Here is a 16,026-nt window from a genome sequence, read left to right on the forward strand (position 1 = left end):
ATGGAGAAGGTCGACTACGACACGCGGCTGCACACCGTGTACGCCACCGCCCGGCAGGTGCCGCCCGCCGCGCTGCGCACGTGGATGGACGTGTTCGCCCGCCACCTGCCGGCCACCCGGCCGCTGGCCTGGCTCGACCTCGGCTCGGGCACCGGCCGCCTGACGCCCTCGCTGGCGAGCACCTTCGGCGGCCCCGTGCACGGGGTCGAGCCGTCCGGCCGGATGCGCGAACAGGCCGTGGCCGGCGCCGCGCACCCGGGCGTCACCTACCGGGCCGGCTCGGCCGAGCGCATCCCGCTGCCCGACGCCTCCGTCGACGCGGCCCTGCTGTTCTTCGTCTGGCACCACGTGGCCGACCGCGCGGCCGCCGTGCGGGAGCTGCGCCGGGTGGTGCGGCCCGGCGGCCGGATCTTCGTGCAGGCGAACTTCCCCGACCGCATGCCCGACGTCTGGTGGTTCCGCGTCGTGCCGGAGTGGCGCGAGATCGACCGGGCCCAGTTCCCGTCCGAGGCGGAGGTGCGCGGCGCCTTCACCGGGGGCGGGTTCACGGCCGTCGCCCACGAGGAGGTCACCTGGCTGCGCTCGGCCACCCTGGCCCAGGAGGTCGAGCGCCTGCGGATGCGTGCGGTCTCGGTCTTCGAGCTCATGAGCGACGAGGTCGCCGCGGCGGGCTTCGCGCGGATCGAGGCGGCGCTGCCCGGGCTCGCCGAGGAGCCGCAGTACGAGACGAGCCAGCTGCTCGTCTTCCAGCGCGACTGACCGCTACACCATCGCGCCCGCGAGCTCGGCGGCGACCGCGTCCGCGCCCAGGCCGACCATCCAGGCCAGCGGCGCGTCCGGCAGGAAGCTCGTCATGAGCTCCTCCAGGCGGGCCTTCGCGGCCTCGGTCAGGGTCGGCGCGCCGACCGCGAGGCGGTGTACGGCCTCGCGGTACATCAGCAGGTAGCGGCGCTGGTCGGCTAGCATCCGGGCGTCGCCCGGGCGGCCGTGGCCGGGGTGCAGCGCGGCCCCGTCCAGGCGCTCGGCGAGGTCGTCCAGAGTGGACAGCCAGGCGCCGGTGTGGCCGTCCGCGGTGTACGGGTGCACGCCGTTGAAGGCCAGGTCCCCGATGAAGACGCGGTCGCCCGTGACGAGGTAGGAGTCGGCGTGGCTCTCGGCCGCGCCCGCGGCGTGGACGGTGAGGGGGATGCCGCCGGCCTCGACGGTGTCGCCGTGGCCCTTCGAGGTGCCCTTGTTGCGCGGCGGCGCGACCATTGGGGGCATGGACGTCTTCGCCCCGTACGCCGGAACGCTGCTGCTGCCGGACAAGGCCCCGTTCGGCAGCGTGTCGCCGGTCACTCTGGCCGACGGCCGCCCGGTCGCCACGATCCGCTGGCACAACTGGTCGATGCGGGCCCGCTACGAGATTCTCGACCCGGCCGCCGGTACCGTCCTCGCCGCCGGTCACCGCCAGGGCTTCGCCGGGCGCAACTACTACCTGACCGACGCCCGCGGCGGTTCGCTGTTCCACCTCCGGCTCGGCTTCTGGGGCGCCGGCCGCCCCAGCACCCTCGCCCTGGCCGGCGGGCGCACGCTGAGCACCCGCGGCAACTGGACCGCCCGCCGCTTCACGGTCACCGACGAGCAGCAGCGCGAGGTCGCCCGGCTGGTGAACAACAGCCCCCTGCTGTCGCTGCGCCCCGACGGGCTCGCCTTCGAGCTGCTGACCCCGGTGCTGTCCGTCGTCCAGGCGATCGGCCTGGCCCAGTCGATGCGGGCCGCGATCGAGGCCCAGCGCAGCTCCGCCGGCGGCTGACGGGCGGTTGCCGACGGGCGGCCGGCTCAGCGGACGCTGAAGCCGGTCAGGCCCTCCACGGGCTCGTCGTACGCCTCGACGCCGGCCACGGCGGCCTGCGGCGGGCCCTCGCCGGCCCAGGCGAGCAGCGCCCCGACCGGCTCCGCGCCGCCCTCGAACACCGCCTCGACCCGCCCGTCGGGGAGGTTGCGCACCCAGCCGGCGACGCCCCGGTCGCGGGCGACCTGGCGGCACGTGTCGCGGTAGTAGACGCCCTGCACCCGGCCCGAGACGAGCACCCGTTTACGGATCACCGTCCGACCGTACCCGCCGCCGCCGGTACTCGCGCTCGGGTTCGGTGCGCACCAGCCCGATCGCCTCATCCCCGGCCGCCCGGGCCTCGGTGCGGCGGCCGAGGCGCTCCGGCAGGTCGGCCCGGACCGCCGGCCCCAGATGATGGCCCCAGATGATGGCCCGGCAACCGCGCGGCCGCCGCCTCGGCGAGGGCCAGCGCCGCCGCGCCTCCTCAGCGCAATGTGGCGAGGTCCAGCGCGCGCAGCCGGTCGGGGTCGGCCAGCACGTCGATGGCGACGATCCGCCCGTCGGTGACCGTGAACGCCATCACGAACAGCGGGCGGTCCGGGCTCGCCGCCACCACGACGCCCGCGGCGCCGTTGACGAGGGCCGGGTACACGAACGGGGAGAGCCGCGACGAGGCCAGGGCCTGGGTCGCCACCTGCTCCGGGCCGTGCAGCGTGAAGGTGAGCCGCGGGCGCGACGGGCCGCCGTCGGAGCGCAGGATGACGTCGGGGTCGAGCACGCCGACCAGGGCCCTGAAGTCGCCCTCGCGGGAGGCGGCGAAGAACGCGTCCACGACCGCGCGCTGGCGGGCCACGTCCGGGTCGGGCGCGGTCGGGCGCCCCTGGACGCGGCGCCGGGCCCGGCTGGCGAGCTGGCGCGTCGCGGCCGGGGAGCGCTCGAGCATCGGCGCGATCTCCTCGAACGGCACCGCGAACATGTCGTGCAGCACGAACGCGAGGCGCTCGGCCGGGGTGAGCGTCTCCAGCACCACGAGCAGGGCCAGGCCCACCGAGTCGGCGAGCAGCGCCTCGTGCTCCGGGTCGACGCCGGCCACCGGGCTGACGATGGGGTCGGGCACGTGCACCTCGAGCGGGTCCTCGCGGCGCTGCGTACGGGCGCGCAGCTGGTTGAGGCAGACCCGGGCCACGATCGTGGTGAGCCAGGCCGCGAGGTTGTCCACCCCGCCGGCCCCGGCGCGGCTCACCCGCAGCCAGGCGTCCTGGACGGCGTCGTCGGCCTCCGCGGCCGAGCCGAGCATGCGGAACGCGACCGCCCGCAGCCGGGCCCGGTGCGCCTCGAACTGCCCGGTCAGCCATTCGCTCTCGTCCACGGCACTTCCCTTCTCCACGTTCGATCCTCTCCCGGTCGACCCCGCAGAGAACCAAGACGTGACGGGTTCAGTACCGCGAGAGCTCCCACGCCGCCCCTCAGTCCACGGGCGCCCGGGCACCGGGTTCAGTACGCCAGGAGCTCCCACGCCTCGACGAGGTCTCCGTCGCCCGGGGCGGTGAGCCGCAGGTCGCTGCCGTAGGACAGCCCGCGCCGGGGCGGTCGCCCGGCCGCACGGGCGCCGAGCTGCCGGGCGATCTCGGCCAGCACGACGCCCGTGACGAGCCGGTAACGCCCGGTGACGCCGGGCGCCTCGACCCGGGCCCAGGTCACGGCGCACCCCGGCGGCGGCGCCCAGCCCTCGTCCGGGATGACCACGAGCGTTCCCGCCCCGGTGAGATCCGTCCGGTGCACCGGCGGCCCGTCGGCGGCGGGGGAGCAGACGACGATCCGGGAGTACGCCGGATCGGGCCCCTCGCTCGGCACCACCCGCAGCGGGTTACGGTGACTGCGCGCGGCGGCCCGCCCCTCGGCCCGCACCGGCCGCGGCGTGCCGAACCAGACCTTGTCGCGGTCCTCGACCGCCACCGAAGCCCAGCCGAACGCGGCCGCCGAGCGCAGCGAGCTGCCGGCCTCGACATGGTCCCGCGGCGCGGCGAGCAGCACACCGGGCCGCTGCGACTCGGGCCGCGGCGCCCGTACGGCCCGCCGCCCGCCCGCCCCGCGCAGGTAGAACAGCGCCACCGCGGCCGCCGTGGCAACGTTGAGGGTGTTGACGCCGCGCCCCGGCATCGGGATGTGCACCGTACGCGCGGCGGCCCGCAGCAGATCGGGCCGGATGCCGCGCCGCTCGTTGCCGACCACGATTGACGCTCCACTGTGGATGCCCGACGTCCGGTACACCGACTCCGCCCCGGGCGCGTTGTCGACCGCGACGACCGGCGCCGCGAGCAGCGCCCCGGTGTCCACGGTGGACAGTGCGGGCAGGTGACGGGCCAGGCCGCGGGTGTCGCGGAACCGGCACGCGACATCGAACATCGCCGCCGCCTCCAGGAGCGCCTCGGCGTTGGCGGGGTTCTCGACACCGTCCCCGACGAGCGTCACCAACGGGTCGCCTCCGCCCGGGCGCGGGCGGCGTACGCATCCGCGCGGCGCTCGTGGTCGGCCGTGCGCATGGCCGCCGTCCGGTGTCTGTTCGCCGCGTGCTGCACGACATGGTGGCCGATCTCGTGCATGAGCCCGTCGAAGAGCACGAAGTCGCGCAGCGAGTGGCCGGGCCACCCGACCTCCGTGGCCGCCGGTCCGGGCGAGACGACCGCACCGGCGCGCCGCAGCCGCGCCAGGTCGGGCGGGCCGAGCCGGCCCGGCAGCACCCACGGCGGCTCGGGCTGCTCGAACAGCCGGACGATCCCGGGGACCCGGAGCGCGGCGACCGCGAAACCGGGGCCGGGCCGCTGGCGCAGCTCGACCGCGCGCAGGCCGTAGGTGGCGGCCGGCCCGAAGAAGGCGAGCAGCCGCCGGATGTCGGCGGGGGAGGCGGGGTGGACGAACCCCGGACGCGCGGCCCGGACGCGGACGGCCACGACGGCCGGCCGGCGCGCGGCGCGGCGATGGTAGGGGTCGGTGTGCAGGGTACGGCTCAAGCGGCGATCACACCGACGTTGATAGCAGCCCGTCCGCCCCGCCGGCCAGCGGATTTCCTGCGCCGGTCCATCGGCCGCGGCCTACTGCAACCACTCCGGCGGCGTGTCGAGGCCCACACCGCAAACGGTGGAGTCGATCACTCAGCGTCATCTACGGTGGAGTTACTGAATCGATCCAGAAGGAGTTGCTCATGCTTCCGCTGCCCAACGTCCAGCCCGCCGAGGCTCGCCGCCTCCTGCGCGACGCGTGGCGCCGGTTCGACGACTGGACCCTGCGCGTCTTCAACGCGCGCTAGTCACATTCCCGGCCGTTCGCGGGTCGGGGTGGTATGACCACTGCAATCCTGCTCACCGGCGGCACCGGGACGCTCGGCCGCCTGCTGCTGCCCCACCTGCGCGAGGCCGGCCGCCCGGTCCGGGTCCTCACCCGGCGGCGGCCCGCCGAACAGGCCCCCGGCGTCGAGTACGCCCTCGGCGACCTGGCCACCAACGACAACGTCGAGCGGGCCGTCGACGGCGCGGCGACGATCGTGCACTGCGCCGGCTCGGCCAAGGGCGACGACGTCAAGGCGGCCAACCTGCTGCAGGCGGCGGTCCGGGCCGGGGCCGAGCACGTCGTGTACATCTCGGTCGTCGGGGCCGACCGCGTCCCCGTGCGCAGCGCCATGGACCGCATGGCGTTCGGGTACTTCGCGGCCAAGCGCGCCGCCGAGGTGCTCGTCGCCGAGTCCGGCATCCCGTGGACGACCCTGCGGGCCAGCCAGTTCCACGAGCTGACCCTCACCACGGTCCGGCAGCTGGCCCGGATGCCGGTGGTCCCCGTCCCGGCCGGCGTGCGCTTCCAGCCCGTCGACGGGGCCGAGGTCGCCGCGCGCCTCGCCGAGCTGGCGCTGGGCGAGCCCGCCGGGCTCGTGCCGGACCTGGCCGGGCCGCGCGCGTACGGCTTCGACGAGCTCGTCCGCTCCTACCTGCGCGCGGCCGGCCGGCGGCGGCCCGTCGTGCGGATGCCGATGGGCGGCGGCGCGTACCGCGCGATCCGGGAAGGCGCGAACCTCGCCCCGGACCGCGCGGTGGGCCGCCGCACGTGGGAGGAGTTCCTACAGGCGAACGTTTGAGGCCGGCTGGCCCGCCATCCGCTCGACGAGCGTCGCGAAGGTCAGGAAGTTCGGGATGGTGCTGACCTTCCGGCCGCCGAGGATCGCCTTGCCGTCGCGCCGGCTCAGCCGCAGCGCGCCGTTGGCGACCTTCAGGCCGCCGATCTCCGACCACGGCGCGCTCTTGCCGCCGTTTGTCACGCCCGCGTTCGTCAGCGTGTACGCCCCGAACGGGATCGGGCGGCCCGCGTGCAGGTACTGCAGCGCCCGCGGCACCTGCACCCGGGCCACCTGCTCCTGCAGGATCGGGCCGAGCACACGCATGTCCGCGGAGAAGTTGTTGAGGGTCAGCGCGCGGCCGTCGGCGAACTCGAGCGCGTAGATGTAGTTCGTGTTCGTCGTCGCCCCGTACACCTGCTGCCGGATGATCGACTGGTAGATCGTGACGATCTGGTCCCACTGGTAGGCCTGCACGCCCGCCGCGGTCGCCCGCACGAACCCGTGGGCGAACAGGTGGAAGCCGAGCTGGCGGGCCTTCTTCGACACCAGCGGCGAGCGCACCAGCACCGCGACCCACGCGGCCACCGGCACCAGTGCGATAAGCCCGAAGACGACGGCCGGCGTCCCGCCCCGGCCGGCGGCGAGGGCGAACATGAGGATGCCGACGGCCGCGAGCAGACCCACGTAGATCAGCGCCGCGGAGCGCTTGCCGGGCTGCAGCGAGGTCACGTACCCGCCGAGCTGGGCCTGCCACGCGGCCTGGACGGCGTCCGCGGGGATCGTCGGCGGCGGCGGGTTCGCGGGCGCGGCCGGGTCCGGCGGCAGCGGGATGCTCAGCAGCTCACGGGTCGCCTGCCCGGCGGCGGCCGACTCGCGCTCGCGGCGGCGGCCGCCGGCCAGCTGCGCCCCGGCCAGGCCGAGGAACAGCACGGCGATGGCGCCGCCGCTCAGCGCGCCGGTGGTCCGCTGCGACGACAGCTCGTCGTCGAAGGAGTTGACGGTGCGCGTGCCGCTGTCGGAGATGTGGACGCACTGGTCGCCCGGCGACATGTCGTGGCCGTCACAGCTGACGCTGCTCGAGGTGGCGAGGAAGGCCGCGAGGGCGAGGCCGGCCACGCCGACGACGGCGCCGATGACGGCGCCGCGATAGTGCGGGATCATGATGTCCCCCGGGGGTGAAAGAGGTGGGTGCGCCATGACACCACATCCCGGCCCCGCGTGTTGTCCCGCCGCTACGGGGTGAGCTGCAGGCGGTAGCCGATCCCGGGCTCGGTGACGAAGTAGCGCGGCCGCGACGGGTCCGGCAGCAGCCGCTTGTGCTCCAGCGGCTCGTCGTCGTCGATGATGAGGACGCTGCTCATGCTCCGGGCAGCTCCACGGTCATCGTCAGGCCTCCACCGGGCGTTTCGGACGGGGTGACCGTGCCGCCCATGGCCTCCGTGAACCCGCGCACGATGGCCAGGCCGAGCCCGAGCCCGGCCCCGCCGCGGTCCCCGAGGCGCTGGAACGGCTCGAACAGCGCCGCCCGTTGCGCCGCCGGCACGCCTGGGCCGTTGTCGGCGACGGCCAGCCGGACCCGCGACCCGTGCGCCGTGCCGGTGATGTGCACGCGCGGCGCGGCCGCGAGCGAGTTCGCGACGAGATTGGCCAGCACCGTGGTCAACAGCCCCGGATCGGCCCGCGCGAGCGGCAGGTCATCCGGTACCTCCAGAGCCACCCGGTCGCGCGCGTGCTCGGGATCGGGCAGGTGCAGTACCACCTCGGCCGCCACCGCATCGAGAGCGGTCGGCTCCGGGTGCGCCGACAGCACCCCGGCGCGCAGCCGGCTCAGCGAGAGCAGGTTCTCGACCAGGGCCGTCATGCGGTCGGTCGCGTGCTCGACGGTGGCCAGCAGCTCGGCCCGGTCGTTGTCGGAGAACCGCAGGTCGGGGCTGCGCAGGCTCGACGCGGCGGCCTTGATCCCGGCCAGCGGCGTACGCAGGTCGTGGCTGACCGCGTCGAGCAGCGCCGTGCGCAGCCGGTCGACCTCGGCCAGTTCCCGGGCCCGGCCGACCGCCGCGCGCTGGCGCTCCACGACGTCCATCGCCACGGCGACCGCGGCCGCCACGAGCACGTACACGACCAGCGCGATCGCGTTGTCGAAGCTCGCCACGCTCAGCGTGTGCAGCGGCGGCACGAAGAAGAAGTTCAGCAGCAGGTCGGCGGCGACGGCGGCGCCGAGCGCGGGCCAGAGCCCGCCCGCCGCGGCGGCGCCGGCGACCGGCACGAGGTACAGCAGCGTGACCGAGGCCAGCGAGAGGTGCCCGCGCAGCGGTTCGAGGACCGCGGTCGCCGCGGCGAGCCCGGCGGCCGCGACCACGGTGCCCCGGGCACGGCCGCTGCTCATCCCCTCATCCTGACAGTGTCCGAATTGGCTGTTCGGGGGTACGGCGACCGCACCGCGGATGCAACAATCCCCGCCGTGTCCTCTGATCTTCGATTCGGCCGGCGCGCCATCCTCGGCGGCGGGCTCGCCGCCTCCGTCGCCGCGCTCGCCGGCTGCGGCGGTGACCCGGCGACGCCCGCGGGGGCCGACCCGTCGGGCTCGGCCTCCGGCGTCCCGGCCGACGCGGCCGCGGCCGAGCCGGTCGCCGCGGATGGGGTGGCCGGGCTGTCCGCATCCGGCTCGCCGGGCGCGGCCGTCTCCGGGCAGGTCCTGTCGGCGCCGTACAGCGGCAAGCTCGTCGACACCCTCAAGCACTACCTCGTGCCGACCACGGACAACCCGAAGCACCCGGGCTACGCCGGCGCGGTCGTGCTCGTCAACGTCGGCGGCAAGGTGACCACGCTCGCCGCGGTGGGCGACGCGCTGCGCTACGGCGCCGGCCCGGTCGAGCTGGCGGCGAAGGCCCGCGTGGCGATGCGGCCCGACTCGATCTTCGACGTGGCGTCGGTCACGAAGGTCTTCACCACGATCCTCGCCCTGCAGCAGGTCGACCGGGGCAAGCTCGACCTGGCCGCGCCCGTCGCGCAGTACCTGCCCGCCTTCGACGGCCCCGGCAAGTCCGCGGTCACCGTGCAGATGCTGCTCACGCACACCAGCGGCCTGCCGGTCGGCCCGTCGATCCCGGAGACGTCGAAGAAGCCGGACTACGCGGCCCGGTGGGAGTACATCGTCTCGACCCCGCTCGCCGACGGCGTCGCGCCCGGGACCCTGTTCCGGTACACCAGCCTCGGCCTCCTGCTCACCCAGCAGATCCTCGAGAAGCTCACCGGCAAGCCGCTCGACCAGCAGGTGAAGGGCGAGTTCACCGGCCCGCTCGGCCTGCGCGACACCGGCTTCAAGCCGCTCGGCTGGCTCAGCGCCGCGGACAAGGCCAACCGCCTGGTGGCGACCGACGCCCGCTCGTCGCGCGGCCTGCTGCGCGGCACCGTGCACGACGACATCTGCAACGTCCTCGGCGGCGTCGCGGGCTCCGCGGGCATCTTCACCACGGCGGCCGACCTGTCCGTGCTCGGCCTGATGCTGCTCGGCGGCGGGCAGTACAACGGCAAGCGCATCCTGTCCGAGGCCACGGTCCGCAACATGCTGACGAACAAGAACTCGGGCCTGCCGGCCACGGACGTCGACCGCCCGAACCGCTCCTCGACGCACGGCATCGGCCTGGAGCTGGACCAGTCCTGGTTCATGGGCCGCCTGGCCGGCTCCGGCGCCTACGGCCACACCGGGTTCACGGGCTGCGAGATCGTCGTCGAGCCGCGCCGCAAGCTGGTGCTGGTCCTGCTGACGAACCGGGCGCACCCGAACTGGAGCTGGGCGAACCCGGACCCGACCCGGGTCGCGGTCGCCGACATCCTCGCCGACGCGATCTAGACGGTGCGGTGGCGCTGGTAGTACCGCGCCACCCGCGCCCGGTTGCCGCAGCGCGCGGCCGAGCACCACTGCCGCCGCGGGTTCGCGGGCAGGAACAGCTGGACGCAGTCCGGGGCGGCGCACTGCTTGATCGCGGTCACGGACGGTGACACCAGCAGCTCGGCCGTCGCCTCGGCCAGCCGCGCCGCGGCCTGCTGCGCGGGCGAGCCGTCGCGAGCCCGGGTCAGGGTGCGCCCGTCCAGCACCGGGTACGCCGGTGCCGCCCGCATGATCGCGTTGAGCCGTTCGACGTCGGCGGGGTCGGGCGTTCCCCCGTGCCGGGCGGCCTCGACGGCCCGGGCGGCCAGGGTGCGTACCCCGCGGACGGCGGCCGGCACCTCTTCGTCCCCGTCGTCCGGCCGGCTGTTGATCAGGTCGAGGACCTCCACGCCGACTAATGATACACATCACCGTTGACGCATTAGCTGGCGACGCCCTATGACTAATGCATGAATCGGCTTCCGAAGCATGTGCACGACTTCGTCGACGTCGGCGGCGTCCGCGTCTTCTACCGCGCCGCCGGGCCGGTCGACGCGCCGCCGGTGCTGCTCCTGCACGGGTTTCCGTCGGGCTCGCACCAGTACCGCCGGCTCATGGACGCACTCGGAGACCGTTTCCGGCTCATCGCGCCCGACTATCCCGGGTTCGGCTTCACGGAGGCGCCGGAGGGTTTCCGGTACACCTTCGAGGCTCTGACCGACGTCGTCGACGGCTTCGTCGCGGCCCTCGGGCTCCAGCGGTTCGTCCTGTACGCGTTCGACTTCGGCGGCCCCGTGGGGCTCCGGCTCGCCGCGCGGCACCCGGAGCGCATCGCCGGGCTGGTGCTGCAGAACGCGAACGCGTACGAGGAGGGCCTGAGCGACCTGGCCCGCGCGACGATCGCCGCGGACGAGGTCGGCGAGCTCTTCACCGAGCCCGTGACCCGGGGCCAGTACGAGGGCGGCGTGCCCGACCCGCGCCTGGTCGACCCGGCCGGCTGGACCCTCGACCAGCACTTCCTCGACCGGCCCGGCCGCGTGCGGGCCCAGACCGAGCTCGCCCTGGACTACCGCGGCAACGTGGCGCAGTACCCGCGGTGGCAGCGGTACCTGCGCGAGCACCGGCCGCCGGCGCTGATCGTGTGGGGTGCCAACGACGCGTTCTTCACCGCGGCGGGCGCCCGGGCCTACCTGCGTGACCTGCCCGGCGCCGGGCTGCACCTGCTCGACACCGGCCACTTCGCGCTCGAGGACCGGCTGCCCGAGATCGCCGCGCTCGTCGAGGACTTCCTGATCCATCGAAGCTTATTTACTTCCTGACGGAGCCGGGCCAGGATGCGGAGGCATGCAGACCGATCGCGAACCACCCACCAAGCCGGCTGCCACGCGGCGCGCCCTGCTCACCGCGGCCACCGCCGCCGTGCCCGCGGCCGCCCTCACCCTCGCCGGCACCACCCCGGCCCACGCGGAGCCGGCGGCCGACCTCGACCTGGACACCGGCCCGGGCCGCCGCCCGGCCCCGCAGGCCCCGGACCGCGACCTGCGCCGGCTCCTCGGCGAGCTCGACGAGCACCGCATCCGCGCCACGGTCACCCGCCTGGTGGCCTTCGGCACCCGCCACACCCTGTCGAGCCAGACCGACCCGGCCCGCGGCATCGGCGCCGCCCGGGACTGGCTGTTCGCCCAGTTCCAGGCGGCGGCGGCCGCATCCGGCGGGCGGATGACGGTGGAGCTGCAGTCCTTCGTACAGCCGCCGGGCGCCCGCAACCCGGAGCCGGTCACGGTGACGAATGTCGTGGCCACCCTGCGCGGTACCGTCGCGCCGGACCGCATCCACGTCGTCTCCGGCCACTACGACTCGCGAATCACCGACGTCATGAACTTCACCGCCGACGCCCCCGGCGCGGACGACGACGCCTCGGGCGTGGCCGTGGTCCTCGAGCTCGCCCGCGTCTTCGCCACCCGCCCGGTGGAGTCGACGATCGTCTTCGCCGCGTTCGCGGGCGAGGAGCAGGGCCTGTTCGGCTCGACGTACATGGCGGCCCAGTTCAAGGCGGCCGGCGCCAAGGTCGCCGCGATGTTCAGCAACGACATCATCGGCGCGAGCCAGGCCTGGGACGGCACCCCGCCCGACCCGCGCGCCGTACGCCTGTTCGTCGAGGGCGTGCCCACGAGCGAGACCGCCGCCCAGGCCGCCACCCGCCAGAGCGTCGGCGGCGAGGACGACGGCCCGTCGCGCCAGCTCGCCCGCTTCGCCCGCGACGTGGCCGAGAACGACGCCACGGGCATGCGCATCCGCGTGGTGTGGCGCCGCGACCGCTTCCTGCGCGGCAGCGACCACATTCCGTTCCTGCAGCAGGGGTACCCCGCGGGCCGTCTGACCGAGCCCCGCGAGAACTTCGACCACGAGCACCAGGACGTGCGCGTCGAGAACGGCACGCAGTTCGGCGACCTGCCCCAGTTCTGCGACTTCGCGTACATGACCCGGGTCGCGAAGGTCAACGCGGCCACGCTCTGGTCCCTGGCCCAGGCCCCGGCCACCCCGGCGGGCGTGGGCATCGTGGCCGCGGTGCTGACCAACGACACGACTCTGCGCTGGACCCGCGGCACGGAGCCGGACCTGGCGGGGTACGAGGTGCTGTGGCGCGACAGCACCGCCCCGGACTGGACCCACGTCATCCCGGTCGGCGACGTGACCACGGCGACGATCCCGGTGGCCAAGGACAACGTCCACTTCGGCGTGCGTGCGGTCGACCAGGCGGGCCATCGCAGTCCGGTCGCGTACCCCCAGCCGGTGACCTGAGTTCCCCATTTCCGAAATTTCCGGACCCGGCTCGGCGTGGGCCGCATCACTTCGTTGTTATACCCCCTGGGGGTATGCTCACCGGCGACGGATCGGAGGTTCGCGATGGAGATGCACACCCACACGAGCTGGGCCACGGCGGCCCGGGCGACACTGCACTGCCTCACCGGCTGCGCCATCGGGGAGGTGCTCGGCATGGTCATCGGCACCGGCTTCGGCCTGCACAACGCCGCCACGGTCGTGCTGTCGGTGGTCCTGGCGTTCGTGTTCGGCTACGCGCTGACCATGCGCGGCGTGCTGCGGGCCGGTGTCGGTCTGCGCGCCGCGCTGGCCGTCGCCTTCGCCGCCGACACGGTGTCGATCGCGGTCATGGAGATCCTGGACAACCTGGTGATCGTGACCGTGCCGGGCGCGATGAACGCCGGCCTGACCAGCGCGCTGTTCTGGCTGTCGCTGGCGTTCTCCCTGGTCGTCGCGTTCGTGCTGACCACCCCGGTGAACCGCTGGATGATCTCGCGCGGCCGGGGTCACGCAGTGGTCCACCAGTACCACCACGGCCACTGAGGAGCGGCGGCGGTCGTCATGGAGCAGCGGCGGCGCAGGGGGCGCTCGACAGATGAGTCATGCGCGGCCGGAGTCACACGGTCGTCCCTGAACAGCGGCGGCAGGGGCCACACGGTCGTCATTGAGCGGCGGCGGCGATCCACGGCGCAGGCATCGCCACCCCGGTTTGCCCGGTGGATGCGTCTCGCCCGGCCGGGTCGCGCGGTGTCATCGAGGGGCGGCGCCGATGCTGGCCACGGCGGCGGTGCAGGCGTCGAGCCACACGTCGTCGTCGTGGCCCCAGGAGTCGTCGCTGTGGGGCTGGCGGTCCGGGGCCGCGATGGCCGCCTCCAGCAGCGGGAGGGCCGCGGCGGCCGCGGGGCCGATCGTGGCCAGGCCGCGCACCGCCTCCAGGCCGCGCGGGCTGTTCGTGGCGTGCTGCAGCAGCAGCGGGACGACGGGGGCCGGGTCGGCGGTGGCATGCCAGTACGCGATTGCGGCCCGCATCGACTGCCACTCGTCCTCGTCCGTGAACATGGCGAGCAGGCGCGGGGCCAGGGCGGACGCCGCGCGACCGGCGGCGGGCAGGGCGTGCAGGGCCTCGGTGCGCTGCCAGGCGCGCGGCGCGTCGAGGGCCGCCTCGGCCGCGGCCAGCAGTGGGGCCGGGTCGCCGGTGAGACGCGCGTAGGCGGCCGCGGCGGGCAGGCGCACGGTCGGCTCGGCGTGCTCGAGCAGCGCGGCCAACTCCGGCACCGCACCGGCCCCGGCCGGACCGAGCGACCCGAGCGCCTCGATCGCGGCGGTCGAAGGGTGCTCCGGCCCGAGACAGCCCCGCAGCACCGAGACCAGCGCCGCGAGTTCACCGGGACCAGCGAGGCCGGCGGCCGGCCCGGCGCCGGGGGAAGAACCGGCGGAATCGCCCCCCGACCGAGCGGGCCCGGCTGCGCCGAGCGCGACGCGGTCGTCCGAGTCGGGCAGAGCGTCGAGGCCGGGGGACTGCGACGGGCTCACGACGAGGCCGGGAGTGTGCGACGGGCTAGCGGCGAGCTCGGAAACCGGCGTCGGGCTCGCGCCGGCCGGGGAGGCGTGGTCGGCAGGCGGCGTCGGCCCGGCGCCGGCCAGGGCGGCGTGATCAGCAACCGGCGTCGGGCCGGCGTCGGCAGGAGCGGCGTGATCGGAAAGCAGCGTCGGGCTCACGTCGGCCGGGGAGGCGTGGTCGGCAGGCGAAGTCGGGCCGGCGTCGGCCGGAGCGTCGTGATTGGAAAGCGGTGTCGGTCCCGAGTCGGCGGGAGCGGCGTGATCAGAAACGCGAGCGGCGTGGTCGGCCGGCGACGTCGGGCCGGCGTCGGCCAGAGCGGCGTGATCGGAAAGCGGCGTCGGGCCCGAGTCGGCCGGAGCGGCGTGATCAGCAACGGGAGCGGCGTGGTCGGCAAGCGGCGCCGCGGCGGCCAGCAACCGAGCGGCCGTCGCAATCAGCAGGTTCTGCTCGAAGCCCGGCCGGGCCCGCCCGATAGCCGCAACCAGACCCGCCCGCGTCCGCGTAGCCCAAGGCCCGAGCCGTGGCAGAGCCGGCTGCAGCGCCTTCAGGTCGAAGACCAGCGCCGTCACCGGCGCCGTGGCCGACCCCAGCTGCTCGCGGACCGCGCGGCGCCAGCCCACGGCCGGGTTGCGCTCGTTCGTCGCGGCCGTCAGCGCGCTCAGCCGCTCCGACCCCGACAGCTCCGAGAGCGACGGCACCGCCGGTGCGGCCAGGACCCGCGCGATGAAGGCGTCCGCGCGGGTGTCCTGCAGCGAGACGAGCGCCGTCAGGGCCCGGGCCGCCGTCGCGTCCAGGCCCGGTCCGCGCGAGGCCACCGCCCACAGCGCGTCGGCCACCGGCGGGTTGCCCATGCGGCCCGCGGCGGCCAGGTGGGACGCGGCCCAGTAGCGCACCGTGGCGTCGGGGTCGTCCAGGCGGGCGGCCAGCAGCGGGGCGAGGGCGGGGGCCGCGGCGCGCCAGGTGCGCATGGGCTCCTCGGCGGCGTAGGCGGCGCCCGCGCGCACCAGGGCGTCGGGGTGCTCCAGCCAGGCGGCGAGGATGTGCACCTGGGCCGGCCAGTCGCGCTCGGCCGCGCTCAGGACCCAGGCCAGGGGGTCGTCGACGTCCCACGGGAGGCGGGCCACGTCGGGCAGGGCCGCGGGGGCGTCGGCGGCCAGGACGGCGGCGAGCTCGGGGCGGACCGGCGCCGGGCTCTCCCGCACGATGTGCGCCATGGCCGCGGTCACCCGTGGCAGGGGAGCGGGGTCGGCCAGGAACCGCGCGTCGGTCACGCCGCCGCCGTTGAGGGCCAGGATCGCCGCGGCGCGCACCACGGGGCTCGGGTCGGCCGTGGCGCAGTCGCGCAGCGCGGCGGTGTCGGCGGCGTCGTCGACCGCGGCGAGCACGTAGGCGGCCGTGGCGCGGGTGTCCTCCGCGGCGCCCGCGGACAGCAGGCGCAGGTAGGCCGGGCGGCCCGCGGCGACCGCGATGTGGGCGGCCGTCACCCAGGCCAGCTCCCGGGCGATCTGCGCGGTGACCTCGGCGGTGCCCTGCTCGGCGGCGGGCAGGAGGCGCTCGTGCACGTCGAGGTAGGACGAGCCGCGCGCGATCGAGGCCAGCAGGTGCAGCACCCCGGCGGTGTCGGCCTCGGGGGCGTCGAGGACCTCGATGAGGAACGGGACGGCGGGCGCGGTCGCCTCGTAGACGGTGCCCTGGTGCCAGATGTTGCCGTACAGAGCGTGCAGCGCCTCGGCGTCGCCCGTCGCCAGCCGGCGCAGCAGGTCGGGGACGTCGTCGGCCTCGCCGTAGGCGTGGCTGAGGTCCGGCCAATCCACCGCATCGAGTTCTGTCAGCACGCCCGGCACGCTACC

At 75.1% G+C, this 16,026-nt stretch carries 17 protein-coding genes; 7 read left to right on the top strand and 10 right to left on the bottom strand.

Going from position 1 to position 16,026, the window contains the following annotated elements; genetic code table 11:
• Positions 1 to 759: a class I SAM-dependent methyltransferase gene (locus ACPPVO_RS16410; protein ID WP_426512056.1), complete on the top strand. Its 759-nt coding sequence runs from the start codon at positions 1 to 3 to the stop codon at positions 757 to 759.
• Between the two features lie 3 nt (positions 760 to 762).
• Here the strand turns inward: ACPPVO_RS16410 and ACPPVO_RS16415 are convergent, their stop codons facing one another.
• Positions 763 to 1,263: a hypothetical protein gene (locus ACPPVO_RS16415; protein ID WP_426512057.1), complete on the bottom strand. Its 501-nt coding sequence runs from the start codon at positions 1,261 to 1,263 to the stop codon at positions 763 to 765.
• Between ACPPVO_RS16415 and ACPPVO_RS16420 the strand changes: the two genes are divergently transcribed.
• Positions 1,262 to 1,795: a hypothetical protein gene (locus ACPPVO_RS16420; RefSeq protein ID WP_426512058.1), complete on the top strand. Its 534-nt coding sequence runs from the start codon at positions 1,262 to 1,264 to the stop codon at positions 1,793 to 1,795. The two genes, ACPPVO_RS16415 and ACPPVO_RS16420, sit on opposite strands and share 2 nt — an antisense overlap.
• A 26-nt stretch (positions 1,796 to 1,821) precedes the next feature.
• Here the strand turns inward: ACPPVO_RS16420 and ACPPVO_RS16425 are convergent, their stop codons facing one another.
• The 4 genes from ACPPVO_RS16425 to ACPPVO_RS16440 all read right to left on the bottom strand — a co-directional run bounded on the left by ACPPVO_RS16425 (position 1,822) and on the right by ACPPVO_RS16440 (position 4,827).
• On the bottom strand, positions 1,822 to 2,088 hold the full coding sequence (locus ACPPVO_RS16425) for an acylphosphatase (RefSeq protein WP_426512059.1): 267 nt from the start codon (positions 2,086 to 2,088) through the stop codon (positions 1,822 to 1,824).
• Between the two features lie 212 nt (positions 2,089 to 2,300).
• Entirely contained in the window at positions 2,301 to 3,185 is an 885-nt protein-coding gene (locus tag ACPPVO_RS16430; protein ID WP_426514639.1) for a sigma-70 family RNA polymerase sigma factor, read from the bottom strand.
• A gap of 125 nt (positions 3,186 to 3,310) precedes the next feature.
• Entirely contained in the window at positions 3,311 to 4,288 is a 978-nt protein-coding gene (locus ACPPVO_RS16435; protein WP_426512060.1) for a TrmH family RNA methyltransferase, read from the bottom strand.
• Complete coding sequence (locus ACPPVO_RS16440; RefSeq protein ID WP_426512061.1) at positions 4,285 to 4,827, bottom strand: hypothetical protein; 543 nt, start codon at positions 4,825 to 4,827, stop codon at positions 4,285 to 4,287. The genes ACPPVO_RS16435 and ACPPVO_RS16440 overlap by 4 nt, the downstream gene beginning before the upstream one ends.
• 329 nt (positions 4,828 to 5,156) lie before the next feature.
• Here ACPPVO_RS16440 and ACPPVO_RS16445 point away from each other — a divergent pair, with 329 nt between their 5' ends.
• The gene (locus tag ACPPVO_RS16445) at positions 5,157 to 5,942 is read left to right on the top strand and encodes an SDR family oxidoreductase (protein WP_426512062.1); all 786 of its coding nucleotides are present in this window, start codon (positions 5,157 to 5,159) and stop codon (positions 5,940 to 5,942) included.
• Here the strand turns inward: ACPPVO_RS16445 and ACPPVO_RS16450 are convergent.
• The 3 genes from ACPPVO_RS16450 to ACPPVO_RS16460 form a co-directional block, all read right to left on the bottom strand.
• On the bottom strand, positions 5,925 to 7,082 hold the full coding sequence (locus ACPPVO_RS16450; protein WP_426512063.1) for a DUF6585 family protein: 1,158 nt from the start codon (positions 7,080 to 7,082) through the stop codon (positions 5,925 to 5,927). The genes ACPPVO_RS16445 and ACPPVO_RS16450 overlap by 18 nt on opposite strands.
• A gap of 71 nt (positions 7,083 to 7,153) precedes the next feature.
• The gene (locus ACPPVO_RS16455; RefSeq protein ID WP_426512064.1) at positions 7,154 to 7,282 is read right to left on the bottom strand and encodes a hypothetical protein; all 129 of its coding nucleotides are present in this window, start codon (positions 7,280 to 7,282) and stop codon (positions 7,154 to 7,156) included.
• Positions 7,279 to 8,307, bottom strand: a complete 1,029-nt coding sequence (locus ACPPVO_RS16460) for a sensor histidine kinase (protein WP_426512065.1) — start codon at positions 8,305 to 8,307, stop codon at positions 7,279 to 7,281. Before ACPPVO_RS16460 ends, ACPPVO_RS16455 begins: the two co-directional genes overlap by 4 nt.
• 75 nt (positions 8,308 to 8,382) lie before the next feature.
• Between ACPPVO_RS16460 and ACPPVO_RS16465 the strand changes: the two genes are divergently transcribed.
• Entirely contained in the window at positions 8,383 to 9,774 is a 1,392-nt protein-coding gene (locus tag ACPPVO_RS16465) for a serine hydrolase domain-containing protein (RefSeq protein ID WP_426512066.1), read from the top strand.
• Here the strand turns inward: ACPPVO_RS16465 and ACPPVO_RS16470 are convergent.
• On the bottom strand, positions 9,771 to 10,202 hold the full coding sequence (locus ACPPVO_RS16470) for a CGNR zinc finger domain-containing protein (RefSeq protein ID WP_426512067.1): 432 nt from the start codon (positions 10,200 to 10,202) through the stop codon (positions 9,771 to 9,773). The two genes, ACPPVO_RS16465 and ACPPVO_RS16470, sit on opposite strands and share 4 nt — an antisense overlap.
• A 60-nt stretch (positions 10,203 to 10,262) precedes the next feature.
• Between ACPPVO_RS16470 and ACPPVO_RS16475 the strand changes: the two genes are divergently transcribed.
• The 3 genes from ACPPVO_RS16475 to ACPPVO_RS16485 all read left to right on the top strand — a co-directional run bounded on the left by ACPPVO_RS16475 (position 10,263) and on the right by ACPPVO_RS16485 (position 13,158).
• The gene (locus tag ACPPVO_RS16475) at positions 10,263 to 11,111 is read left to right on the top strand and encodes an alpha/beta fold hydrolase (protein ID WP_426512068.1); all 849 of its coding nucleotides are present in this window, start codon (positions 10,263 to 10,265) and stop codon (positions 11,109 to 11,111) included.
• A 25-nt stretch (positions 11,112 to 11,136) separates the two neighbouring features.
• Complete coding sequence (locus tag ACPPVO_RS16480; protein ID WP_426512069.1) at positions 11,137 to 12,594, top strand: M20/M25/M40 family metallo-hydrolase; 1,458 nt, start codon at positions 11,137 to 11,139, stop codon at positions 12,592 to 12,594.
• A gap of 105 nt (positions 12,595 to 12,699) precedes the next feature.
• The gene (locus ACPPVO_RS16485) at positions 12,700 to 13,158 is read left to right on the top strand and encodes a DUF4396 domain-containing protein (RefSeq protein ID WP_426512070.1); all 459 of its coding nucleotides are present in this window, start codon (positions 12,700 to 12,702) and stop codon (positions 13,156 to 13,158) included.
• Between the two features lie 207 nt (positions 13,159 to 13,365).
• Here ACPPVO_RS16485 and ACPPVO_RS16490 read toward each other — a convergent pair whose 3' ends face one another.
• Positions 13,366 to 16,011 carry a hypothetical protein gene (locus tag ACPPVO_RS16490; RefSeq protein ID WP_426512071.1) on the bottom strand — a complete coding sequence of 882 codons (2,646 nt, stop codon included), beginning with the start codon at positions 16,009 to 16,011 and terminating at the stop codon, positions 13,366 to 13,368.
• Positions 16,012 to 16,026 lie beyond the last annotated feature (15 nt).

Origin of the sequence: Dactylosporangium sp. McL0621 (genome assembly GCF_049995355.1) — a bacterium.
In the GTDB taxonomy this organism is placed as follows: Bacteria; Actinomycetota; Actinomycetes; order Mycobacteriales; family Micromonosporaceae; genus Dactylosporangium.

Bases quoted from the DNA above. Each gene is read 5' to 3' on its own strand.
- ACPPVO_RS16410 (WP_426512056.1), top strand. From the start codon at position 1: ATGGAGAAGGTCGACTACGACACGCGGCTGCACACCGTGTACGCCACC.
- ACPPVO_RS16420 (WP_426512058.1), top strand. From the start codon at position 1,262: ATGGACGTCTTCGCCCCGTACGCCGGAACGCTGCTGCTGCCGGACAAG.
- ACPPVO_RS16415 (WP_426512057.1), bottom strand. From the start codon at position 1,263: ATGCCCCCAATGGTCGCGCCGCCGCGCAACAAGGGCACCTCGAAGGGC.
- ACPPVO_RS16445 (WP_426512062.1), top strand. From the start codon at position 5,157: ATGACCACTGCAATCCTGCTCACCGGCGGCACCGGGACGCTCGGCCGC.
- ACPPVO_RS16450 (WP_426512063.1), bottom strand. From the start codon at position 7,082: ATGATCCCGCACTATCGCGGCGCCGTCATCGGCGCCGTCGTCGGCGTG.
- ACPPVO_RS16455 (WP_426512064.1), bottom strand. From the start codon at position 7,282: ATGAGCAGCGTCCTCATCATCGACGACGACGAGCCGCTGGAGCACAAG.
- ACPPVO_RS16460 (WP_426512065.1), bottom strand. From the start codon at position 8,307: ATGAGCAGCGGCCGTGCCCGGGGCACCGTGGTCGCGGCCGCCGGGCTC.
- ACPPVO_RS16475 (WP_426512068.1), top strand. From the start codon at position 10,263: ATGAATCGGCTTCCGAAGCATGTGCACGACTTCGTCGACGTCGGCGGC.
- ACPPVO_RS16480 (WP_426512069.1), top strand. From the start codon at position 11,137: ATGCAGACCGATCGCGAACCACCCACCAAGCCGGCTGCCACGCGGCGC.
- ACPPVO_RS16485 (WP_426512070.1), top strand. From the start codon at position 12,700: ATGGAGATGCACACCCACACGAGCTGGGCCACGGCGGCCCGGGCGACA.